This window comes from Pedobacter cryoconitis (assembly GCF_003259615.1).
GTDB lineage: Bacteria > Bacteroidota > Bacteroidia > Sphingobacteriales > Sphingobacteriaceae > Pedobacter > Pedobacter cryoconitis.
In genome coordinates this window covers 15,611-36,302 of record NZ_QLLR01000029.1, presented here as the reverse complement: position 1 = coordinate 36,302, position 20,692 = coordinate 15,611, and the positions used below count along the sequence as shown (strand labels likewise).

Here is a 20,692-nt window from a genome sequence, read left to right as displayed (position 1 = left end):
CGCAATGAAATTCATTCTCAACCTCTGTTTACTACTGGCTATTTGCTCCCATGCCAATGCACAAGAATTTACTTATAACCAGGGAGGAACTTCATCCAAAAATTATTATGAGGAGATTCCCTACCAAACGATAAACGGCAAAATGTTTATCCAGGTAGAACTGCATGGCAAAAAGCATAAGTTTTTATTTGATACCGGTGCACCGGTTGCCATTAGTCCTGAACTGGTTAAGCAGATAAAAGCTAAGTTTCTGGATGAAGACACGCTTTCGGATGTCAATGGTGTGACCGACACGATGGGTGTCGTACAGATCCCTCAGATCAAAATCGGTAAAGTCACTTTTGATCATATCCCCGCTATCACACTTTTCCCGGACTTCTACAGATGCTGGGGGATTGATGGAGTAATTGGCAGCAATATTCTCCGCAATTCTATAGTGAGTATCAATGGAGCAAAGCAGGTCATTATTCTGACCGATCAGCTGGAAAAATTAAAGCTGAATGATAGCTACAGTTCACCAATGATTACCAATACAAGTTATCAAAGTAATCCAATAATTAAGATCCTGCTGAAAGATAACATTACAGTTGACCTTGGTTTTGATACCGGTGACAATGAGTTTCTGCGGATCTCTGAAGACCTCGTGAATCAGTTACCGGAAACCGGTATTTATGAAATTCTGGCCAAAGGTTATGGAGCCAATACAATAGGCGGACTGGGTTTGCAGCAAAGTGCTGAAAAATATCTGATAAGAATTCCCCAGATCAACATAGGTAATGGGCTGTTTAACAATACAATTGTAGAAACCAATAAAAGTGGCAGTTCAGCTATAGGGTCAAAAATTCTGCTGTATGGAATTGTCACATTAGATTTTATTCATAATAAATTCTACTTCAACAGCATCAAAAAAGACAATGAGGTCAGAGAGAAACAATGGCCATTTGTGCCCACGGTAATTAATGACAGGCTTGCGATTGGCGTAGTCTGGGACAAGTATAAAAACGAAGTAAAACCCGGGCAGCGTATCCTGGCAATTGATAATGTGGATTATTCCAAAGTTACCTTATGTGATATGCTGAACCGCCCGCATATATTAGCTGGTAAACAAACAGCTACAATAACCGTAAAAGATGATCAGGGTAATTTGCAAAAAATACAGATCAGTAAAGTACACTATTAAATTCCGGCAAGCTGATCAGACACAAAAAATCCCCGTTAAATTTATTAACGGGGATTTTTGACTATATCCTAAAGCTAAAACTTAAGGTATTTTTTAGTTCAGGATGTCAGTACTATCGTTTTTCTATTTCAACAAAAGCTCTGTTGGTGTGTCCAACGTAAATCTGACGCGGACGGCCGATCGGCTCTTTATTTTCGTGCATTTCTTTCCATTGTGCAATCCATCCCGGTAAACGTCCAAGGGCGAATAATACAGTAAACATATCTGTAGGGAAACCTAATGCTCTGTAGATGATACCTGAGTAAAAATCAACATTAGGATATAATTTACGCTCTACAAAATAAGGATCACTTAAAGCTGCTTCTTCCAGTTTTTTAGCAATTTCAAGAACAGGATCATTGATACCTAATTTCTCCAGAATATCATCACATGCTTTTTTGATAATTTTAGCACGCGGATCAAAGTTCTTATAAACTCTGTGACCAAATCCCATCATACGGAAAGGATCATTTTTATCTTTTGCTTTATTAATCCATTTCTCGGTATCTCCACCGTCTTCTTTAATCAATTCAAGCATTTCAATTACAGCCTGGTTAGCACCACCATGAAGCGGGCCCCACAGCGCATCAATACCAGCAGAAACTGAAGCGTATAAATTACAATCTGAAGAACCTACCATTCTTACTGTAGATGCAGAACAGTTTTGCTCATGATCAGCATGTAAAATCAGTAAAGTATTCATCGCTTTCACTACTACCGGGTCAATTTCAACCTCTTCTGTACGCTGACCGAAAGTCATGTTCAGGTAGTTACTTACATAATCGTATTTATTTTTAGGATAGATCAGTGGATGACCTAAAGATTTTTTATAGATAAATGATACAATTGTCGGGAATTTAGCCAGCAATTTGATCATCGTAAGGTTCATTGTTTCAGGCGAAGAATTTGCATTCAGCGACTCTGGATAAAATGTTGACAAAGAACATACCAATGAAGCTAACTGAGCCATTGGGTGAGATTTTGAAGGGTATCCGTCCAGGAATTTTTTCATATCCTCATGGATCAGCGTATGCTTGGTGATCTGAGATTGAAAATCTTCAAGTGCTTTAGCTGTTGGCAGATCGCCGTAGATCAGTAGAAAAGCAACTTCAAGGAAAGTAGATTTCTCTGCCAGCTCCTCAATTGAATAACCTCTGTATTTCAAGACTCCTTTTTCACCATCTAAAAAGGTAATTGCACTTTTTGTAGATCCTGTGTTTTTGTAGCCTAAGTCCAGGGTAATGTGTCCTGTTAAATCCCTTAATTTCGAAATATCAATTGATTTTTCACCTTCGGTACCAGTTACAATGGGAAATTCATATACTTTACCATCGATCTTAATTTCTGCAATATCTGACATATATCTTCTAATTTATAAATAACAAATTTAACTATTCTAATGAAATAGCCTACATACAATGATAACAAAGCTGTTAAATAATTGTTAACTGCGGGTCATCATTAAGTAAGAATTGAGCTTATTTCTTTGCTTTAAGCACTTCCAGCACTGCGCCGCAAGTCATCATTTCTTTTCCGTAATATGGATTACTGATCTTTTTCTCTGAAGACAACCAATCTCCCCCATCGCCATTATTGGCCATCGGGCAATGTTGTACATAAATAGAGCCTTGTGTAATATCTGCATGTTTAAAAAGTGCGATAACATCAGAACTCAACGCGGTGAATTCTTTACGCTGCACTTTAATATCCTCAGTACCTGCTATTTTCTCTGCAATCAAAGCCGTGTTTTCACAACCTTCAAAAGCTTTAAGCGAAGTAGCCAGGTCAAGGGCAGTCTGGTGCGCAGCCGCTGCATTACCGGCAACCAGCGAATTTTTCAAGCTAATGTAGCTCTTATATATACTTTCTGATTTGGGATCAGCAAGCTTAACATCATTCACCTCTGCTGCCTTTTCAGCAGTAGCTGTGCTGTCTGTTACAGCAGTTTCATTTTTCACGGTACCGGTACAAGCCACCAAAGTTGATAAAACTGCTATTCCAATATATTTCTTCATCAATTTCGTTTTTTGCTCAAAATACTATTTTAATTTTAAATACTTAAAAAACCACAAGATAAATGAACTGCTTTTCATAAATATTGCAATTACTTGAGAAGTGAGCCTAAACTAAATTAGAAAAAAAACATATTATGATCTGAGTTTGCCCCTGCAGCACAGCAGCATAAATTTAAGTAAGTGAAAACATATCTTCATTTTATAGCGGAATGAGATTAATAGTTAAAAAATAGTTATCAAGAGGTAAAACGTATGATAACTATATAATGCTACAGTGCTTTACAATAATATTTTTCACACTATAGGGGTATCCCTGAAAAGGTGCGTCTTAGTGGTGAATTTAAAATACACATGAACGTACCCAATTTTATAAAAATTGCCAGATTAACACTACTCTCCACTTTTTTACTGCTCATTTTTAAAACTACCTGCGTAAAGGCACAAACCAGCTTAAAACCTGTTTCCCCGCAAAAAAGTAATTCAAAAACATTAAATGGAAGAATAACCGATCAAACTACCGGTGAAACGCTGATTGGCGTAAGTATTACTGCAAAAGGTATAAAAACCGGTACAACAACAAATAACTACGGCTATTTCAGTTTGACTATTCCTGCAGATACTGCCACTTTCCGTATCTCTTATATAGGTTATCAAACAATAGATACTTTAATCAATTTAACCTTAAAAAGTACAGTTGCTTTTCGTTTAAGACCTCTGCAAAACGAATTGAACACTGTTATCATCAAAGGAACAAACAGTGCCCCTATTCAAAACACTTCACAAATGGGAAAAATTAATCTCCCAATCAGTCAGATTCAGGCCTTACCGAAATTTTTTGGCGAACCGGATTTATTCAAAGCCCTGCAAACACTCCCGGGAGTACAACAAGGTAGTGAAGGTACCAGTGCAATGCTGGTACGCGGAGGCTCTCCTGATCAAAATCTGATTTTACTGGACGGGGCACCTTTATATAATCCATCACACTTATTAGGGATATTTTCAGCTTTCAATACTTACGCAATTAAAAATGTAGACCTCTATAAAGGTGCTTTTCCTGCGCGTTATGGCGGCAGGCTATCTTCAGTGGTAGATATTGCGATGAATGATGGCAATATGAACAAGATACACGGACAGTTTACTTTGGGGCTGCTCGCTTCTCAATTGACCGTGGAAGGCCCGCTCAAAAAAGATAAGACTTCTTTTATCATTTCCGGCCGCAGAACTTATCATGACTTGTTGATTACTCCGATATTAAAAAGCAGTCAGCCGGATGTAGAAAAATTTCAATTATATTTCTATGACCTTAACGCTAAAATTCACCATAAATTCTCTGATAAAGACCACCTTTATTTAAGTTTTTACAACGGCCAGGATAAGTTAAGGACAAAAGTAAAACAAGGAAGCAGTGATGGTTCGACCACACTTGGGGATTTTGGTTTAGGCTGGCGCAATATGACAGGTGCAGCAAGATGGAATCATATTTTTTCTAATAAACTATTTGCAAATACTACGCTGACTACCTCGCAATACAAGTTTAATACCACCATGACTTCTTCAATTTTTGGTTCAAAAGCAAATGCAAACTCAGATGACATCCTGAATATTAACTCAGGTATTACAGATTATACTGCCAAAATAGATTTTGATTATCAGCCATTACCTGCCCATAGTATAAAGATGGGTGCTTCTTCTACCCTGCACACTTTTACTCCCGGCACGAGTCTTTCCAAACAGTCTTTCAATAATGAAACTTTGAAAGATGAAAATCTGGGCGGTAAAATTAAAGCAACGGAACTTGATCTTTATGCTGAAGATGACTGGACAATCACCGACAAGCTGAAAGCAAACATAGGCGTGCATGCCAGCGGATTTAATGTACAGGGCAAGTTCTATACTTCTTTGCAGCCACGCATCAGTGCACACTATCTATTGCCGGGTGATTGGGCGCTGAAAGCATCTTATGCAAAGATGACCCAATATATGCACCTGTTAGCCAGCAATTCTATTTCCCTGCCTACCGATCTTTGGGTTCCTGCAACAAGCAAAGTACTTCCGCAGCAATCTAATCAATTTGCACTGGGCATATCCCGTAATATTTTTAATAATCAGTTTGAATTCTCTGCCGAAAGCTATTATAAAACAATGGATAATATCATTGAATATAAAGACGGCGCAGACTATGTAGTAACCAGCGAACATAATGACTGGGAGAATAAAATCACCAGTGGCAAAGGCAAAGCTTATGGCCTGGAATTATTCCTTCAAAAGAAAACAGGCCGCTTAACAGGCTGGGCCAGCTATGCACTGGCCTGGACAAACCGCAGCCTGCCGGAAATCAACCATGGAAAAACTTATCCTTATAAGTATGACCGCCGGAACACGTTAAACCTGGTTGGGGTTTATAAATTAAAACCAGGAATTGAACTTTCAGCAACTTTTGTTTACCAGAGTGCATCACCTTTTACCATGCCCACCACACAATTTGAAGGAGTTAGCCCTGAACAGGATCAACCGCAAAAAACTCAAAAGCTCGACTATATCGAGTCCAGAAATAACATTCGTATACAGCCTACACATAGATTAGACGTTGGTATAAGTTTTATCAAACTCAAAGAAAGTGGTAAGGTGCGTACCTGGAATGTGAGTATTTACAACGTTTATAACCGACAAAATTTATTTTATTTCAATGTCAAAGATTACAAAGGAAATACAGCTAATCTGACCGGAAACAGCTTGTTACCTATTATGCCCAGCATTTCTTACAGCCTTAAATTTTAATCATGAAAACAATTAACTTCTTCCCCATACTTGCAATGAGCTTATTGACATCTTGTGAGAAAAAATTAACCATCGATTTACCTTCAGATGCAGATCGTCCAGTATTGAATGTATTAATGAGTGAAAATATGCCATTGAAAGTACGCTTTACGCTATCTGGCAGACTAGCAGAAGGACAATCATTTAAAGACCCTGAGCATGCGGAAACAAAACTCTATGAAAATGATGTTTTTAAAGAATCATTAAAGCCGCAGACCATAGACGGTAAAAAATATTATGTAAGCACCATTGGGGTACTAAAAGATAAAAAATATAGAATAACAGCTGCCGCACCTGGTTTTAACCTGGTTGAGGGCAGTGACATCATTCCGGACATCACTACCATAGACATCAATAATCAGGCAGTGATTGAATCAAATAGCGACGATTATAAACTAAAGTTCAATTTCCTGCTAAAGAACAACAGCAAGGAAAAGCAATATTATCGCTTCAGGATTTTATATGAAGAGAACAATTCCGGCAAGCCCTCTAAAAAAATACCATTTTATATCCGCCCGGTCAATAACACTGATATTTTTGGAAGTGGAAATTCAGACAAAAAATCATTATTTGTAGAAAAGGCGCAACCAGCAGGGGAAACTAAATTTTATGCTTTCAGTACAGATTACAAACCCGCATCAAAGAATATGTATATAGAAGTCACTTTATTGACTGAAACCAGTTATAAATATCTAAAGAGTGTATCCAAAGCAGATGACAGCGAAGACAACCCCTTTTCAGAAAAGGTGATTATCCACAGTAATATACAAAATGGATTGGGGATAGTCGGGGGTTTAGCTTATAAGGAGTTTGCTATACCTAATGAGTAAACCAGGTTAGCTGACCACTGGTAACCGGAAAAAGAAAGTAGAGCCAAGCCCAGGCTCGCTTTCTATCCAGAAGTTCCCCTGATGTCTCCTTAAAATTTCCGAAGAAATAAAAAGACCAAGGCCTAGTCCTTCAAATCGCATGGCATTGTCACCAACTCTATAATATCTTTCAAATAGCCTCATCCTATCTTTTTCAGCTATACCAATACCAAAATCCTGGATAGATACAAGCAAGTCAGTCCCTTCGATTATCGACTTTACAATTACCTTTTGACCATCAGGGGAATATTTTACCGCATTGGTCAAAAAATTATGAATTACCTGTTCCAGTCTGTATTGATCTCCGGGGTAGCTGATTTCTGCTGCTTTCTCCAAAATAATTTCATGGTCCGGGGCCGTCAGCTGAACATTCTCTATACTTTCGATCAGCATCTTTTTGAAATCGAAAAACTCAAGCTCATAGGTAATCTTACCTGCATTGATTTTCGTTACATCCAGCAGGTCTTTTATTAATCTTTCTAAACGGGAAATATTCTGAGCAGACTTCGCGATAAAGCCATCGAGCGCGTGTTCCTTGTTTTTACGCTGAATCAACTGATTAAATGCCTTAATACTGGTTAATGGTGTTTTGAGTTCATGGCTGGCAACCGATATAAACTCATCCTTACGCTGCTCATTGTTTTTTTGCAGGTCGATATTAGTATTAGTCCCTATCCAAAGTAATAATTTACCATTTTCAATCAATGGGATGGCCCTGGCTAAAAACCATTTATAGTTTCCTTCGTGGCATAATAGTCTAAACTCAGTTACATATTCACACTCTGTTTCCAAAGCATTCTTCCACTTTTCAAGAGACTGCACTAAATCATCAGGATGTACAAATTTCTGCCAGCCATGCCCTATAACCGTTGGCACATCGAAGCCGAAATCATCACAGACTACCTGGTTTACATAATCCAGCAAACCTGCCGAATCTGCCGTCCAAACCTGCTGTGGCAAAGCATTCAGTAAAAATCTGAACCTGGATTCATTTTCTGCCAATTCGAGAATAGAAGCAGATAATTCTTCATTAATAGCCGTTAGCTTTTCTGTTAATTGCTGTTCCCGCTGCAAACCCATTACACTGCTGGTTACATCTTCGGCCATCACCAGAATACTATCGATCGCTCCTTCACTATTTTTCAATGGTGTATAAGAAAAATCTACATAGAGTGTTTTTAAACGCCCGCCTACAACGAGTTGTGCAATTGCTCCTCTGCTACTAAACGGAATTCCGGAAGTATAAACCTGCTGTAATAATTGGGGGAACACCTGGTGCGTTATTTCCGGCATAAATTCCAATAAAGGCAAACCTAAAATAGAATAATTTCTATCCCACAGACTTAACATCCGTTCATTTACAATTTCCAATCTCATTTCCTGACCAGACAAAATGCACAGACCTACAGGAATATGACTAACAATATTTAAAAGTTCCGGATGCTGCTGAATACCTGTATTCTTTTGTTCGTTTTGCAAATCAAGAGTCAAAAGAACAGATGGAGGCTGCCCGTCATGATTAGCTATAGCTACAATTTCCAGTTTCCAATAATTTCTGATTTGTCCTGCTGCTGCAAACTGATATTCGAAATCATGAAGTTCTGATTTCTGCGTGAGTTCGACTGACTGCATTAAAGAATTTTCCAGCAAAAGTAAATTTTCACAGCTGCAGTTTCCCGCATTAAACAAATCCCAGATACTTTTACCTGTCGCACTTAAAGCCTCATTTAAGCTCGCTATTCTAAAAGCTTCATTAGTGTTGATAATTATAAAATCCCGGCCGTGGGCACTTAAGAGCAGACGCGGCGAAGAGCTATTGAACAGGGCTTGAAAAAGGGCATCAGTCAGCATGGTTATCCATAAAATAAATCAGATTTTAAAAACAGTAAATATATTAAACCTATATAACTAATTTTTACATTAAAAGTTTTATATACAACTACACTATTTTAAAGTATTTAAAATCAAGAAATACAGCTAATTATATACTATCTTTTCAGCATTATTAATGCCCGTAATTGCGGTTTTCAACTCATCGGAAAGATCTCCCCCTATCCTGTTGGTAAAAATTATTAGCGCAAAAAGAATACTAATATTTTTAGCAAACAGTAAAAATAAACTATTCTTTTCATATTTTCGTTTAATCTACTATAACTAACTACTCGATGAAAATCATGATTTTTGGAGCATCAGGCTCTGGTACAACTACTTTAGCCCATCGTCTCTCCATTGAGCTGGGTTTTAGTCACCTTGATACTGATGACTATTACTGGCTTAAAAGCGAAATACCATTTGAATTAAAGCGCGATCCACAAGAACGCGACGACTTATTTACTAACGATTTTAATAAAAATGAAAACATTGTTGTTTCTGGCTCAATATTAAATTGGAATGCGCAATTCGTTAATTTCTTCGACCTGGTTGTATTCTTATGGATCCCTTCTGCGATCAGAATACCACGCTTAATTAAAAGAGAAACAGCGCTGTACGGAGAGCTGATGGAGACAGATGACTATTGGAAAAAAAAGCATGCTGAATTTATTGAATGGGCATCAGGTTATGACCAGCCAGGTTTTCCCAGCAGAAGTTTTGAACAGCATACGAAATGGCTCAATAAATTAAAAACACCAATCCTCAGGTTAGAGAGTGATATTACCATTGAAGAACGGCTGCGGCTGGTCAATGAAAAAATTGAGCACCTGTCTATCCACCAGGAATTGGCGTTTACGGAAAAGAATGAAATCAACCGGACACTCTATGACCTTTTATTATCTGCTGATCCATCCATAGAAGTTATAAATTCATATACACATAATAACCAGATCTTTGTGGCGCTGTACCGGACAAAAATCATAGGCGCTTTTGTATTGTTACCTTTAAACAAAAGTACTATTGAAATCAAAAACATTGCCGTTAAAGCCCAGTATCAGGGTATTGGCTTAGGCAAGCGTTTATTAAAAAAGGCGGTTAATGCTTCTATAGCCAAAGGATTTAAAACATTGAGGATTGCAACCGGAAATTCAAGCATCGGCCAGCTCGCTTTATATCAAAAAGAAAATTTTGAACTCGTTGGTATGAATCACAACTTCTTTATCGATCATTACCCTCACCCGATTATTGAAAATGGGATACGGTGTAAACACCTGTTAATCCTTGAAAAAAGTATCTAATTAATGTGTTTCTTTCAGGTATAAAATTACAATAAAGTATAAACAGATCAGGCCAAGCATAAATCCGCCCAGTACATCTGTTAGCCAATGAGCGCCCAGGTATATGCGTGAAAAAGGTATTGTTAAGATCAACAGCGCAGACAGCAAAGCTACCACTACCCTTAAAACCAGGTTAATTTGCTTAAGATTCCACATCAGGAACAGTAGAAAGCCAAAAAAAATGGTATAAAATAAGGTATGTCCACTTGGAAAACTTTGCTGTTTAGCCACTTCAACTATTCTGACCAGGGCTGCTGTAGGCCTTGGCCGGTTAACCAGCAATTTGATGACTGTACTGATCAGCCCGGAGCTAAAAGTAAGTATAACAAAAAGTGCCTCTCTGCGAAATTTAAAGACGTAAAAGATGATAGCTACTATAAACCCCATAAACATCGGAACAGGAAAAGCGCCAAACAAGCTAATAAATTCCATATTTCTGTCCAATTCAGGACTCTGAGTTGATTGTACCAGTGCAGAAACTTTTAAATCGATAGCCGACGGCGGAAATAATGCGACAATGAAGGATAAAAATATGAACCCGGAACACAGGATTATTAAAAACCAGGTTAAAAACTTTTTTCTATTTACAGTTGCGGTGTCTATCAATTTATATTGGATTACAGGAAAATCCAAAAATACAAATCATAATGGGGAATCGGTAGTCTGGAAGGACATTGTTTAGTCCGGTTTATACTGCAAAAAGTAACTTTTTCATAACAAAAGGCAGCACGCATAAACGCACTGCCTTTTGTGATCAATAATTTTCAAGGAACAACTTGTTATAAAGTAATAACAGGTGCATTTGCAACCAGGTCTTCCTTTAAGTCAGCAACAAAATGATCAATCTGCTCCTTACTTACACCAGGCATACAAATTACGTGGCTGTTACCGTCTTCAGTTGCAATTTGCCACTTCTGTCTCAGTGCTATTGAGGGTGCAGGAAATACGACTGTCAATGCCGAAGGATTAGTCCATGCTTTAACGCCGATAGCATTCAGACTTTTCACTGTATAAGCTGCAATTTCCAAACATTCCAGCGCACGCTGCTTCAATCCTTCTTTACCCAATTTCTTAATCGCATACCACATAAAAATAGGACTATGACCATTGCGGCTACCAGTAATGGTAGTATCTACTGTACCGATATAAGGGATTGCCTTTCCGATCCTGTCTTTATAATTCTTTTTAACCAGTACCAGGCCGCAAGGAATAGGTGAGCCAATAAATTTATGTCCGCTAATGGCCATACTATCGGTACCATTTGTAAAATCAAATCCTGGTTTAAGATCTAATAAAGCACTATACGTACCTGCCAGAGCTGCATCACAGTGGATATAATGATTTTTGATTGCCTGTTTGCGCAAAATCTGCTGAATTTGCTGCAAATCATCTTTCGCTTCCATCATTGTTGTACCGATATTGGCAAGAATAATTACGGGCTGATCACGGTGCATTTGTACCATTGCATTCAAATCTTCATAATCCATTTCCCCGTTTTCCTGGGTTCTGATAACAATACTGCGCAGATTTAATAACTGGATATTCTTTTGTACGCTATAGTGAGTTGCTTCTGAATAATAAACAATTCCATTAGGGTATAATTCTCTTGCTACGTATAAACCGTAAAGATTTCCTTCCGACCCTCCATTGGTTACATATCCCCACCAGTTCTTTGCTGGTGCATTGAAAAGTTCAGCAAAAAACTCCAATACTTCCAGTTCCAGAGAGCGGGAGTTCAAATCATAAGTAGATTCTACCCAAGGGTCACCCACATTATTTAAAGGCAGTTTAAGCAGCGGATATAACTCAGAATAATCAAAGTCTTGCGCAATAGGATAGCCGATAAAATATTTCGAGCGTTCCTCTGCCATTTTCATATAAGTACTCAGACGTTCATTGTCCTGAGTGTTCAATTGTGTTTTCATTTGGTGGCCTGTCTGTATAATGGTATTTAATTCTTCAAAATTAGGCACCTACCAGATTATTTTCTTTGGTTAAATGATATTCAGTAAAAAATACTGTTCAGGAATACATTCACAGTAAAAAACATCATATTTGTACCTTACTGAATCCAATTTCAGTAAAATACAATGATTGATAAATTAGATAAGCTGGATACCCGTATATTGAATATCCTTCAAAAAGACTCTTCATTAAGCACTAAAGATATAGCCCAGCAGATTGGACTCAGTGTTTCCCCTACCCATGAAAGAATTAAAAGATTAAAAACAGAGGGATATATTGAAAAGTATGTGGCGCTGGTTAATAGAGAAAGGCTTGGTAAACATTTGCTCGTGCTTTGTACAGTAACCCTCAAAGAACAATCTATAGAAACCCTGAAAAACTTCGAAGAATCAGTTATCTGCTTTAAAGAGGTGCTGGAAGTATTATGTATTGCCGGAGGACAGGATTATCTGTTAAAAATCGTTGTGGACGATGTAGATGACTATCATACATTTGTTGTAACCCACCTCTCCTCTTTATCAAACATATCAACCCTGAGCAGCAGTTTTGTCTTAAAAGAAATTAAACGCGAAACAGCTTATTACTTAAACTATTAAATCCTTGCAAGCTCATCTGTAATGACTGATAATTTATTAAAAACATAAAATTATTTGGAGATTAATTCAATACATCGTAATATTGCAATATAATATATGGGACTTACAAAAACAGAAATATTTACAGACGAGCAGAATCAGCTGGCGCAATTGTTAAAAGCAATGGCACATCCGGCCCGTATAGCTATTCTGCAAAGAATTTTAAAATCGAACACCTGTATTTGTGGTGACCTGGTAGAAGAACTAGGTTTAGCACAAGCTACAATTTCTCAACATTTGAAAGAGCTTAAAAATGCAGGGATTATCCAGGGCACAATTGAAGGTGTTAGCGTATGCTATTGCATCAATCCTGCAGTATGGAAACAATTAGAATTACAATTAGGTGCTTTTCTAGGCTCTTATAAAGGCGAACCAAACTGCTGTTAACCTTTTTTTACACTTATCAATCGTTAAATTGCAATATATGAATACAACAGAATTAACAAAGTGGAACGACTTTAAAACAACGTTACAACAACACCCCGGTCTGACGCTGCAATTTCAATATTCAGCAGAACAGCGGGTAGATGCTTCTTATCACATTACTGAAATCAAGCAGGCTCCTATAGTTTCTGTAGACTGTGGTGGGGTTATGAATTCCTGGACAGAAATTATTGTTCAGTTATGGGAACCAGCTGTAAAGGATAGTGAAAGAGCAATGCAGGTACACAAAGCTTTATCCATAGTGGATTTGGTTGAAAAATCACTCGCACTAAATCCTTTGGGTATAGTGAAAATAGAATTCGGTAATTCAGAATTTGACACCAGGCAAATGTACCCGGGAAGTATAACCGTTGAAGGTGAAAACCTGGTTGTTAACCTTAGTCCTGATTTTACGCAATGTAAAGCTATTGGAAGAGGTGAAAGCTGTGGAGTCCCTAAAACAGAAAAACCAAAAATCCAACTGTTCAATTCATCCGGCTCAGGTCAGTCCTGCACACCAGATTCTGGCTGCTGCTAAATTAATATTCAGATGAAAAAAGTATTAGTATTATGTACCGGTAATAGTTGCCGGAGTCAGTTGGCAGAAGGTTTTTTAAGACAATTTGCAGGTAATCAGGCAGAAATTTATAGTGCAGGAATTGAAGTACATGGGGTGAACCCAAAAGCAATTCAAGTGATGAGCGAGGCAGGGCTGGATATATCTGCTCATACCTCAAATCATGTGGATGAATATGCCGCCATTGATTTTGATTATGTAATCACAGTTTGTGACAACGCAAAAGAAAGTTGTCCTTACTTTCCGGCCCGGGCAATAAAATTTCATTATAATTTCCCTGATCCGGCAAAAGCCAAAGGAACTGATGACGAGGTGATGCAGGAATTCAGAAGAGTCCGTGACCTCATTAAAGAATATTCTTCAGCATTTGTTAAAGACAATTTTAATTCTTAAAAATTACAAAACCATGAGTGCTAACCACTGTGCCCCCGCAACTGATAGAAAGAAACTAAGTTTCTTAGACCGCTATTTAACCCTTTGGATTTTTCTTGCCATGGCTGCGGGGGTCGGGACCGGTTATTTCATCCCATCCTCTGCTGGTTTCATTAATTCATTTTCCAGCGGAACAACAAATATCCCTCTGGCTATCGGACTGATCCTGATGATGTATCCTCCTTTAGCGAAGGTTAAATATGAAAAGATGGGGGAAGTTTTTAAAGACACCAAGGTTTTAAGTATCTCTCTAGTCTTGAACTGGGTTATTGGCCCTTTTCTTATGTTCTTTTTAGCGATTACCTTTTTAAGAGACTATCCTGAATACATGATCGGGTTAATTTTAATCGGTCTGGCCAGATGTATTGCCATGGTTGTGGTCTGGAACGAGCTGGCGGACGGGAACAGAGAATATGCAGCAGGCTTAATTGCCTTAAACAGTATTTTCCAGGTCTTGTTATATAGCGTTTTCGCTTACGTATTTATCACCGTACTCCCTCCCTATTTTGGCCTTAAAGGCTTAGAAGTGAATATCACGATTGCCGAAATCTCAAAAAGTGTTGCAATCTACCTCGGCATTCCCTTTGCCATGGGTGTAATCAGCAGATATACCCTGATCCGTTTAAAAGGAGAAGAATGGTTTCAGACTAAATTTATTCCGATGATATCGCCCGTTACACTAATTGCACTGCTCTTTACAATCGTCATTATGTTTAGTCTTAAGGGCAGTTTGATTGTTCAGATTCCGTTTGATGTGATCCGGATTGCGATACCGCTGGTCATCTACTTCACTATTATGTTCACCTTAAGCTTTTTTGCAGGTAAATATTTCGGAGCAGATTATTCAAGAAGCACTGCAATTGCTTTTACCGCTACAGGGAATAATTTTGAGCTCGCTATTGCTGTTGCTATAGGTGTTTTTGGGATTAATTCAGGTCAGGCTTTTACTGGGGTCATTGGCCCGCTGGTAGAAGTGCCCGCACTGATTGCGTTGGTTAACCTTGCTTTTTGGTTCAGAAAGAAATACTATCCTTCAGAACCAATTGTAGCAAAGCCTTAATTAAACTTCTTCGTCGAGTACAGGTGCATCAGCAATTTTTTCAGTGATCGATGCCGGCAAATAAGGTCTGCCCCCCGATGCCGGAATACAAGTTCCTGTAAAAGTTGCTTTGGTCATTACCTTACCATTCAGCATGATGGCCTGCTTAAAGTGTAAACGTGGCAAACCAGCTTTATCAGTATATAAAGTACAGGTCACTGAAAAATTATCACCTTTTTTAAGCGATCTTAGAAAGCTGATTTTATAACCAGATAATACCATAAACACCCCTTTTCCAGCCTCTTCCTCAAAGTCGAATCCCAGTACTTCTCTAATATAATCGTGGCGGCAATACTCCATGTAAAACGGGTAGTATAAGCCGTCCATTATTTCCTGAACATCGATGTGTTCATCCTTTACAGTGTAGGTTTTAATATATTCCATTTGTTGTGTTTATATGTCTTTAATTGTGGCGAAATGCAGTAATTTTTCGTAAAAAACTACCATTCATCCTGCCAATACTACCACTCGTCGGCTTTCCCCTTGCATCCGCCCGGTTACCAGCCATATTCGTTCTATAATTAAATACAGAACGCTATGCAAGCTCTTAAATTAACGCTCCTTTTCCTCTTTTCTTTTACCCTGGCCAAAACACAGACTAAAATTTCCGGCGTGCTTAAAACCACTAAGGGAATAAAAGTAGCCAACGCCAATATCAGTTTAAAAAACAGTTACGATGGCGCTTCTACAGATAGTACAGGAAGATTTGCCTTCACAACTACAGCATCAGGCGCTGTAACATTAATATATTCAGCTTTAAACTTTGAGAGAGATTCTGTTCAGATTAACCTTGATCATGGAAATTTAATCCTTAATCTGGTTATTAAAGAAGCTATGAATCAATTGCAGACTGTCAGTATCAGTGCTGGTTCTTTCATCGCTGGAGACGGAAAAAAGGGTGCAATCTTAAGCTCACTGGATATTGCGACCATAGCCGGTTCGCGTGCAGACATATTTGCGGCCCTGCAAACCCTACCAGGTGCACAAACCTCTTTTTCGGAAAGCGGATTATTTGTCAGAGGTGGTGCGGCCTCAGAAACCAAGACCTATTTTGATGGAATGCTGGTAAAAAGTCCGTTCAATGCAACAGTTCCAGACCAGGCATCCAGAGGTCGTTTATCTGCATTTTTATTTAAAGGCACTTCTTTTTCTGCTGGCGGATATTCTGCACAATACGGCCAGGCACTATCTTCCGCACTGATTTTAGAAAGCACTGATCTTCCTGAAAAAACAACCACAGGTATCTCTTTACTATCTGTTGGCGGTGGAGTTGATCAAAACATCAGGTTCAAGAACAGTTCAATTACTATAGGAGGTTATTATTATAACTTATCCCCTGTTTATAGTATCATTAAACAGCATTTTGATTACGTCAAAGCGCCGGAAAGTACGGGAGGTAATATTCAGTATAAACTAAAAACCTCTCCAACAGGTATGTTTAAAATTTATGCTTCCTATGGCCGGACTAAACTCGCCCTGTACAGAGCCAACATCGATACACCTGCCACGCCAAATTACTTTAGCAATCACAACTTTAACATTTATCTGAACTCTACTTATAAAGAATATTTTGGCAACAGCTGGAAGCTGGAATCAGGTATTGCTTACAATAAAGACAAAGATTCAGGCTTAATGACTGTTAATGATTATAGCCGTCAGGATCACCTGCTGGAAGGAAAAGCGACAGTAACGAAATCCTTTGGGCAACTCTCCAATTTCAAATTCGGTACAGAAACATTCAATACCGGCAGACTGGAAAGCTTAAATGGACTCGCCAGAGCATATAATGATCAGATCAGCTCAGGATTTGCAGAAACAGACCTGTTTTTAACCCAGAAAATTGTTGTCCGCCTGGGCCTGAGAGGTGAATACTCCTCCTACCTGAAGAAATACAACCTGGCCCCAAGGTCATCTTTGGGTTTCAAAACAAGTGCACATGCACAACTATCTTTTGCTTATGGACGCTTTTATCAAAATCCTGAGGATGAATACCTGGTTATTAAACCAACGGATTTTGAACACGCAGACCATTATATCCTTAAGTATGAAATCAATACACCAGACCGGAATTTCAGGATCGAAGGATATTATAAAGACTATAACCGGCTGACCAAAATAAACAATGGCAATCCTGACAATTCAGGCAGCGGTTATGCGAAGGGTTTTGAACTGTTCTGGAGAGATAAAAAGAGTATCAGAAATGCGGATTACTGGTTATCCTACTCCTTTCTGGATACCAAAAGAGATTTCAGGGATTTTCCAATGATGGCTACCCCTTCCTTCGCCGCAAAACATACCGTGTCAGTAGTTTACAAACACTTCATTGAATCTTTACATACCCAATTTGGCGGCACCTATAGCTTTGCATCCGGCAGGCCCTATGTCAATCCAAATAACCCGGTTTATTTAGCCGACAAAACTCAGAATTTCAACAGTCTGAGCTTAAATGTCAGTTACTTAACCCATGTCTTAAAGCAGTTTTCTGTGCTGTACCTGAATATCAACAATGTACCGGGATTCAAGCAGGTCTATGGCTATCAGTATAGCGCCAACGGATTAAACAGACAAGCCCTTGTACCTGCGGCAAAAAGAGATTTTTTGATAGGTATCATGATCACTATCGGTGATGACACCTTTGTCAGATAAACAAACAGCTCAAATAAAACCTATAAACTTTAAAACCAATCATTTTAAACCATACATAAAAACAAATCATCATGAAAACTTTAATGAAATCAATCACCTTACTCCTTGTTCTGATCAGCTTCAACAGCTTTGCGCAAAATGCCGGTCCTAAATTTATACAAGCTACAAAAAGTGGCTTAGAACTGATTGCCAATGCTAAAGGAGCTGAAGATTACCTCAAAGCCGAGAATCACTTTGAGCGCATTGCTGCGGTGGAAACTAAAGAATGGCTTCCTTCTTATTACGCGGCGTATTGTAATCTTTATGCGGGATACATGACAGCCGATAAAGAATTGAAAGATCAATATTGGGATAAAGCACTGCTGGAAATTGACAAAGCCGATGCCCTATCTTCAAATAATAGTGAGATTTATGCTTTAAAAGGTGCGCTGCAATTTATGAAAATGTCTGTTGATCCTCGTACAAGAATGTATCTTATAGGCGAATCTGCGGGATCATTGGAAAAAGCTGCGACACTTAATCCAGAAAATCCACGTATCTATTTTATCAGAGGTCAGGACGTATTTTACACACCCGAGGCTTTCGGCGGTGGAAAAGTAAAAGCTAAATCACTTTTAGAATCAGCAATAGCAAAATTTGCTATATTTAAGCCCGCAAATACTATAGACCCTAACTGGGGAGCAGAATCTGCCAAAGCATTATTAGCACAATGTAAATAAGATGAAAATATCAGATAACTGCGATCAGGATCAATATCAGGAAAAAAGCCTGAACAATTTCAGCTCTATTAGCTGGCTGAGATTAAATCTTTATAATATCCCTGTTGGAATTGGAGTAGGCATAGCACTTTGCTTATTGATCAGCGCATTCAAAGGACAATGGATTGGCACAAGAGGTCTTATTTACCAGGTTTTATTTAGTACGGTCATTGCCTTTTGCATCGTCAATACCATATTCGTTTCTCAGAAGATCATGAAACTTGGTAGTGGAAAAGGATGGTTGTTCCTGGTCGTCTATTATCTGTCAAGTATCCTTGGGATGCTGATCGCTATAGAAATGATATACCTGATCAGAGCATGGCTCTTTCAGCAGGAATACCATTTCTTACACCTTGAAGATGCCAGGTTCAGTATCGTAGTAGTGGTCATTGTCTGTACGGTTATCAAAGTCTACACTTCGCAAAAAAGTAATATGAATGCGAAGCTAAGGGAGAAAAACATGAATCTTCTGAAGCTCAATCAAATGAAAACCGAGGCAGAGCTGGCTACCCTTCAATCTAAGATCAACCCTCATTTTTTATATAATTCTTTGAACGCGATTGCCAGTTTAATACATGAAGATCCTGACAGAGCTGAGCGCATGACTATTCAGCTTTCCAAACTCTTCAGATACAGTATCAATCAAAATCAGGAGAGCCTGGTTACCGTTCAGGAAGAAATGGAGATTGTAAGTACTTATCTGGATATTGAAAGGGTAAGATTCGGTGACCGTATCGACTTTGTAATTGCAGTTGATGAAGAACTATCAAATGATAAAATTCCCCGTTTTCTGATTCAGCCGCTGGTAGAAAATGCACTGAAGCATGGACTGAAAAATGTAGCCGACCATGCCCTTTTACGTGTTGAAATACAAAAAACAGATAAAATTATAATTGCTGTGATCGATAACGGTATTCCTTTTCCTGAAGAACTCGAAACTGGATACGGTCTGCAAAGTACTTATGAAAAGCTACAGCTGCTTTACGGTAGTGATTATGAAGTACAAATCCTGAACAACCCCATAAAACAAATAAAAATTATCATTCCTTTTACACATGGCTAAGCAGTGGAACACCATTATCATAGACGATGAAGAACTGGCAAGGAAGAGGCTTAAACGGCTGCTTGCTGTCCATGACTGCATTCATATTATTGGAGAAGCAGCAAATGGAGCCGAAGGTTTACAGCAAATAGAAAAACTTAATCCGGACCTGGTATTTCTCGACATAGAAATGCCAGTCCTGAATGGCTTTGAAATGTTAAGCCGTCTGGCCAAACCACCCAAAGTAATCTTTACAACTGCTTACGATCAATATGCGGTCAAGGCTTTTGAAGAAGAATCTGTCGATTATTTATTAAAGCCGATTGAAGATGAAAGATTGGCAAAAGCAGTGAACAGACTACAAACACAACAGCAAGCGCTTGATTATACCATACCTCTGGACCTATTGATGCGCCAGCTAAAGATTAAAAAGGAGATTAAAACGCTGACTGTTAAAATTGGTGATAGAATTCTGTTAATCAAGATCCAGGATCTGGTCTATATTGATGCAGAAGAGAAGTATGTCTTTTTAAATACTATAGACGGTAAAAGAAGCCTGACTGATTTTACAATCACTGCACTGGCAGAAAAGCTACCAGATCAATTTGTCAGAATCAACAGAAGTACAATTATCAATTCTGATTTAATCAAAGAGATAAAAAGAGGCTTTAATGGTGCATTCTTTTTTATCATGAATGATGTTGAAAGTACTAAACTCAATTCAGGCAGGACTTTTGGCCCCGCATTAAAAGATATTTTTGATATTTAAGAACTAATTTTCCCCCTTGAATAATTACCGGTAAATTATTTTTATATCTTAGTCGAAATCACAGGGCAAGAATGGCTATTATCAAAAACGCACCGGCAACGCTGAAACCATACTATCAGGAACTGCTGACAATCCATTCGGAATTTGACAATTAATTTTAGATTTGAAGACTAATTCAGGTTTTGATGGCTAATTCTGGATTTGAAGCTTAAATCAG

The 20,692-nt window shown here is 38.4% G+C and carries 19 protein-coding genes; 13 read left to right on the top strand and 6 right to left on the bottom strand.

Annotated elements, in window-relative coordinates:
* The first annotated feature begins 4 nt into the window (after positions 1 to 4).
* Positions 5 to 1,180, top strand: a complete 1,176-nt coding sequence (locus LY11_RS21255; protein WP_111635643.1) for a retropepsin-like aspartic protease — start codon at positions 5 to 7, stop codon at positions 1,178 to 1,180.
* Between the two features lie 112 nt (positions 1,181 to 1,292).
* Here the strand turns inward: LY11_RS21255 and LY11_RS21250 are convergent, their stop codons facing one another.
* Positions 1,293 to 2,579, bottom strand: a complete 1,287-nt coding sequence (locus tag LY11_RS21250) for a citrate synthase (RefSeq protein WP_111635642.1) — start codon at positions 2,577 to 2,579, stop codon at positions 1,293 to 1,295.
* Between the two features lie 118 nt (positions 2,580 to 2,697).
* Positions 2,698 to 3,234, bottom strand: a complete 537-nt coding sequence (locus tag LY11_RS21245; protein ID WP_111635641.1) for a DUF3347 domain-containing protein — start codon at positions 3,232 to 3,234, stop codon at positions 2,698 to 2,700.
* A 351-nt stretch (positions 3,235 to 3,585) separates the two neighbouring features.
* Between LY11_RS21245 and LY11_RS21240 the strand changes: the two genes are divergently transcribed.
* Complete coding sequence (locus LY11_RS21240) at positions 3,586 to 6,012, top strand: TonB-dependent receptor (RefSeq protein WP_111635640.1); 2,427 nt, start codon at positions 3,586 to 3,588, stop codon at positions 6,010 to 6,012.
* A 2-nt stretch (positions 6,013 to 6,014) separates the two neighbouring features.
* On the top strand, positions 6,015 to 6,881 hold the full coding sequence (locus LY11_RS21235; protein ID WP_111635639.1) for a DUF4249 family protein: 867 nt from the start codon (positions 6,015 to 6,017) through the stop codon (positions 6,879 to 6,881).
* A 6-nt stretch (positions 6,882 to 6,887) separates the two neighbouring features.
* Here LY11_RS21235 and LY11_RS21230 read toward each other — a convergent pair whose 3' ends face one another.
* Positions 6,888 to 8,771 carry an ATP-binding protein gene (locus LY11_RS21230; protein WP_111635638.1) on the bottom strand — a complete coding sequence of 628 codons (1,884 nt, stop codon included), beginning with the start codon at positions 8,769 to 8,771 and terminating at the stop codon, positions 6,888 to 6,890.
* A 314-nt stretch (positions 8,772 to 9,085) separates the two neighbouring features.
* Here LY11_RS21230 and LY11_RS21225 point away from each other — a divergent pair, with 314 nt between their 5' ends.
* Positions 9,086 to 10,090 (top strand): GNAT family N-acetyltransferase, encoded by a 1,005-nt coding sequence (locus LY11_RS21225; RefSeq protein ID WP_111635637.1) that lies wholly within the window; start codon positions 9,086 to 9,088, stop codon positions 10,088 to 10,090.
* On the opposite strand, the gene LY11_RS21220 is transcribed toward LY11_RS21225, so the two are convergent.
* Together LY11_RS21220 and LY11_RS21215 are read right to left on the bottom strand one after the other, a co-directional pair.
* Positions 10,091 to 10,561 (bottom strand): phosphatase PAP2 family protein, encoded by a 471-nt coding sequence (locus LY11_RS21220; RefSeq protein ID WP_146610887.1) that lies wholly within the window; start codon positions 10,559 to 10,561, stop codon positions 10,091 to 10,093.
* Positions 10,562 to 10,908: 347 nt separating this feature from the next.
* A complete protein-coding gene (locus LY11_RS21215) occupies positions 10,909 to 12,054 on the bottom strand; it encodes a histidine decarboxylase (protein WP_111635675.1) in 1,146 nt (381 codons plus the stop codon).
* 165 nt (positions 12,055 to 12,219) lie between these two features.
* Here LY11_RS21215 and LY11_RS21210 point away from each other — a divergent pair, with 165 nt between their 5' ends.
* From LY11_RS21210 to arsB, 5 genes are all read left to right on the top strand, one after another.
* Positions 12,220 to 12,690: an Lrp/AsnC family transcriptional regulator gene (locus tag LY11_RS21210; protein ID WP_111635635.1), complete on the top strand. Its 471-nt coding sequence runs from the start codon at positions 12,220 to 12,222 to the stop codon at positions 12,688 to 12,690.
* A gap of 96 nt (positions 12,691 to 12,786) precedes the next feature.
* The gene (locus LY11_RS21205) at positions 12,787 to 13,116 is read left to right on the top strand and encodes an ArsR/SmtB family transcription factor (RefSeq protein WP_111635634.1); all 330 of its coding nucleotides are present in this window, start codon (positions 12,787 to 12,789) and stop codon (positions 13,114 to 13,116) included.
* Positions 13,117 to 13,153: 37 nt separating this feature from the next.
* Positions 13,154 to 13,690, top strand: a complete 537-nt coding sequence (locus LY11_RS21200; RefSeq protein WP_111635633.1) for a DUF6428 family protein — start codon at positions 13,154 to 13,156, stop codon at positions 13,688 to 13,690.
* A 12-nt stretch (positions 13,691 to 13,702) separates the two neighbouring features.
* A complete protein-coding gene (locus tag LY11_RS21195; protein ID WP_111635632.1) occupies positions 13,703 to 14,122 on the top strand; it encodes an arsenate reductase ArsC in 420 nt (139 codons plus the stop codon).
* A 13-nt stretch (positions 14,123 to 14,135) separates the two neighbouring features.
* Positions 14,136 to 15,221 (top strand): ACR3 family arsenite efflux transporter, encoded by a 1,086-nt coding sequence (gene arsB / locus LY11_RS21190; RefSeq protein ID WP_111635631.1) that lies wholly within the window; start codon positions 14,136 to 14,138, stop codon positions 15,219 to 15,221.
* Here the strand turns inward: arsB and LY11_RS21185 are convergent, their stop codons facing one another.
* Positions 15,222 to 15,644 carry an acyl-CoA thioesterase gene (locus LY11_RS21185; protein ID WP_111635630.1) on the bottom strand — a complete coding sequence of 141 codons (423 nt, stop codon included), beginning with the start codon at positions 15,642 to 15,644 and terminating at the stop codon, positions 15,222 to 15,224. It lies immediately after the preceding gene.
* Positions 15,645 to 15,797: 153 nt separating this feature from the next.
* On the opposite strand from LY11_RS21185, the gene LY11_RS21180 reads away from it, so the two are divergent.
* From LY11_RS21180 to LY11_RS21165, 4 genes are all read left to right on the top strand, one after another.
* Positions 15,798 to 17,906 (top strand): TonB-dependent receptor, encoded by a 2,109-nt coding sequence (locus tag LY11_RS21180; RefSeq protein WP_111635629.1) that lies wholly within the window; start codon positions 15,798 to 15,800, stop codon positions 17,904 to 17,906.
* Between the two features lie 71 nt (positions 17,907 to 17,977).
* Positions 17,978 to 18,625, top strand: coding sequence for a hypothetical protein (locus LY11_RS21175; protein WP_111635628.1), 648 nt, complete (start codon positions 17,978 to 17,980; stop codon positions 18,623 to 18,625).
* A gap of 1 nt (position 18,626) precedes the next feature.
* The gene (locus LY11_RS21170; RefSeq protein ID WP_111635627.1) at positions 18,627 to 19,727 is read left to right on the top strand and encodes a sensor histidine kinase; all 1,101 of its coding nucleotides are present in this window, start codon (positions 18,627 to 18,629) and stop codon (positions 19,725 to 19,727) included.
* The gene (locus LY11_RS21165) at positions 19,720 to 20,475 is read left to right on the top strand and encodes a LytR/AlgR family response regulator transcription factor (protein ID WP_111635626.1); all 756 of its coding nucleotides are present in this window, start codon (positions 19,720 to 19,722) and stop codon (positions 20,473 to 20,475) included. The genes LY11_RS21170 and LY11_RS21165 overlap by 8 nt, the downstream gene beginning before the upstream one ends.
* The last annotated feature ends 217 nt before the right edge of the window (positions 20,476 to 20,692 follow it).

Coding starts and splice junctions, on each gene's coding strand:
- LY11_RS21215 (WP_111635675.1), bottom strand. CDS start 12,054: ATGAAAACACAATTGAACACTCAGGACAATGAACGTCTGAGTACTTAT.
- LY11_RS21175 (WP_111635628.1), top strand. CDS start 17,978: ATGAAAACTTTAATGAAATCAATCACCTTACTCCTTGTTCTGATCAGC.
- LY11_RS21170 (WP_111635627.1), top strand. CDS start 18,627: ATGAAAATATCAGATAACTGCGATCAGGATCAATATCAGGAAAAAAGC.
- LY11_RS21180 (WP_111635629.1), top strand. CDS start 15,798: ATGCAAGCTCTTAAATTAACGCTCCTTTTCCTCTTTTCTTTTACCCTG.
- LY11_RS21220 (WP_146610887.1), bottom strand. CDS start 10,561: ATGGAATTTATTAGCTTGTTTGGCGCTTTTCCTGTTCCGATGTTTATG.
- LY11_RS21205 (WP_111635634.1), top strand. CDS start 12,787: ATGGGACTTACAAAAACAGAAATATTTACAGACGAGCAGAATCAGCTG.
- LY11_RS21200 (WP_111635633.1), top strand. CDS start 13,154: ATGAATACAACAGAATTAACAAAGTGGAACGACTTTAAAACAACGTTA.
- LY11_RS21195 (WP_111635632.1), top strand. CDS start 13,703: ATGAAAAAAGTATTAGTATTATGTACCGGTAATAGTTGCCGGAGTCAG.
- LY11_RS21235 (WP_111635639.1), top strand. CDS start 6,015: ATGAAAACAATTAACTTCTTCCCCATACTTGCAATGAGCTTATTGACA.
- LY11_RS21225 (WP_111635637.1), top strand. CDS start 9,086: ATGAAAATCATGATTTTTGGAGCATCAGGCTCTGGTACAACTACTTTA.
- arsB (WP_111635631.1), top strand. CDS start 14,136: ATGAGTGCTAACCACTGTGCCCCCGCAACTGATAGAAAGAAACTAAGT.
- LY11_RS21250 (WP_111635642.1), bottom strand. CDS start 2,579: ATGTCAGATATTGCAGAAATTAAGATCGATGGTAAAGTATATGAATTT.
- LY11_RS21240 (WP_111635640.1), top strand. CDS start 3,586: ATGAACGTACCCAATTTTATAAAAATTGCCAGATTAACACTACTCTCC.
- LY11_RS21230 (WP_111635638.1), bottom strand. CDS start 8,771: ATGCTGACTGATGCCCTTTTTCAAGCCCTGTTCAATAGCTCTTCGCCG.
- LY11_RS21210 (WP_111635635.1), top strand. CDS start 12,220: ATGATTGATAAATTAGATAAGCTGGATACCCGTATATTGAATATCCTT.
- LY11_RS21185 (WP_111635630.1), bottom strand. CDS start 15,644: ATGGAATATATTAAAACCTACACTGTAAAGGATGAACACATCGATGTT.
- LY11_RS21255 (WP_111635643.1), top strand. CDS start 5: ATGAAATTCATTCTCAACCTCTGTTTACTACTGGCTATTTGCTCCCAT.
- LY11_RS21165 (WP_111635626.1), top strand. CDS start 19,720: ATGGCTAAGCAGTGGAACACCATTATCATAGACGATGAAGAACTGGCA.
- LY11_RS21245 (WP_111635641.1), bottom strand. CDS start 3,234: ATGAAGAAATATATTGGAATAGCAGTTTTATCAACTTTGGTGGCTTGT.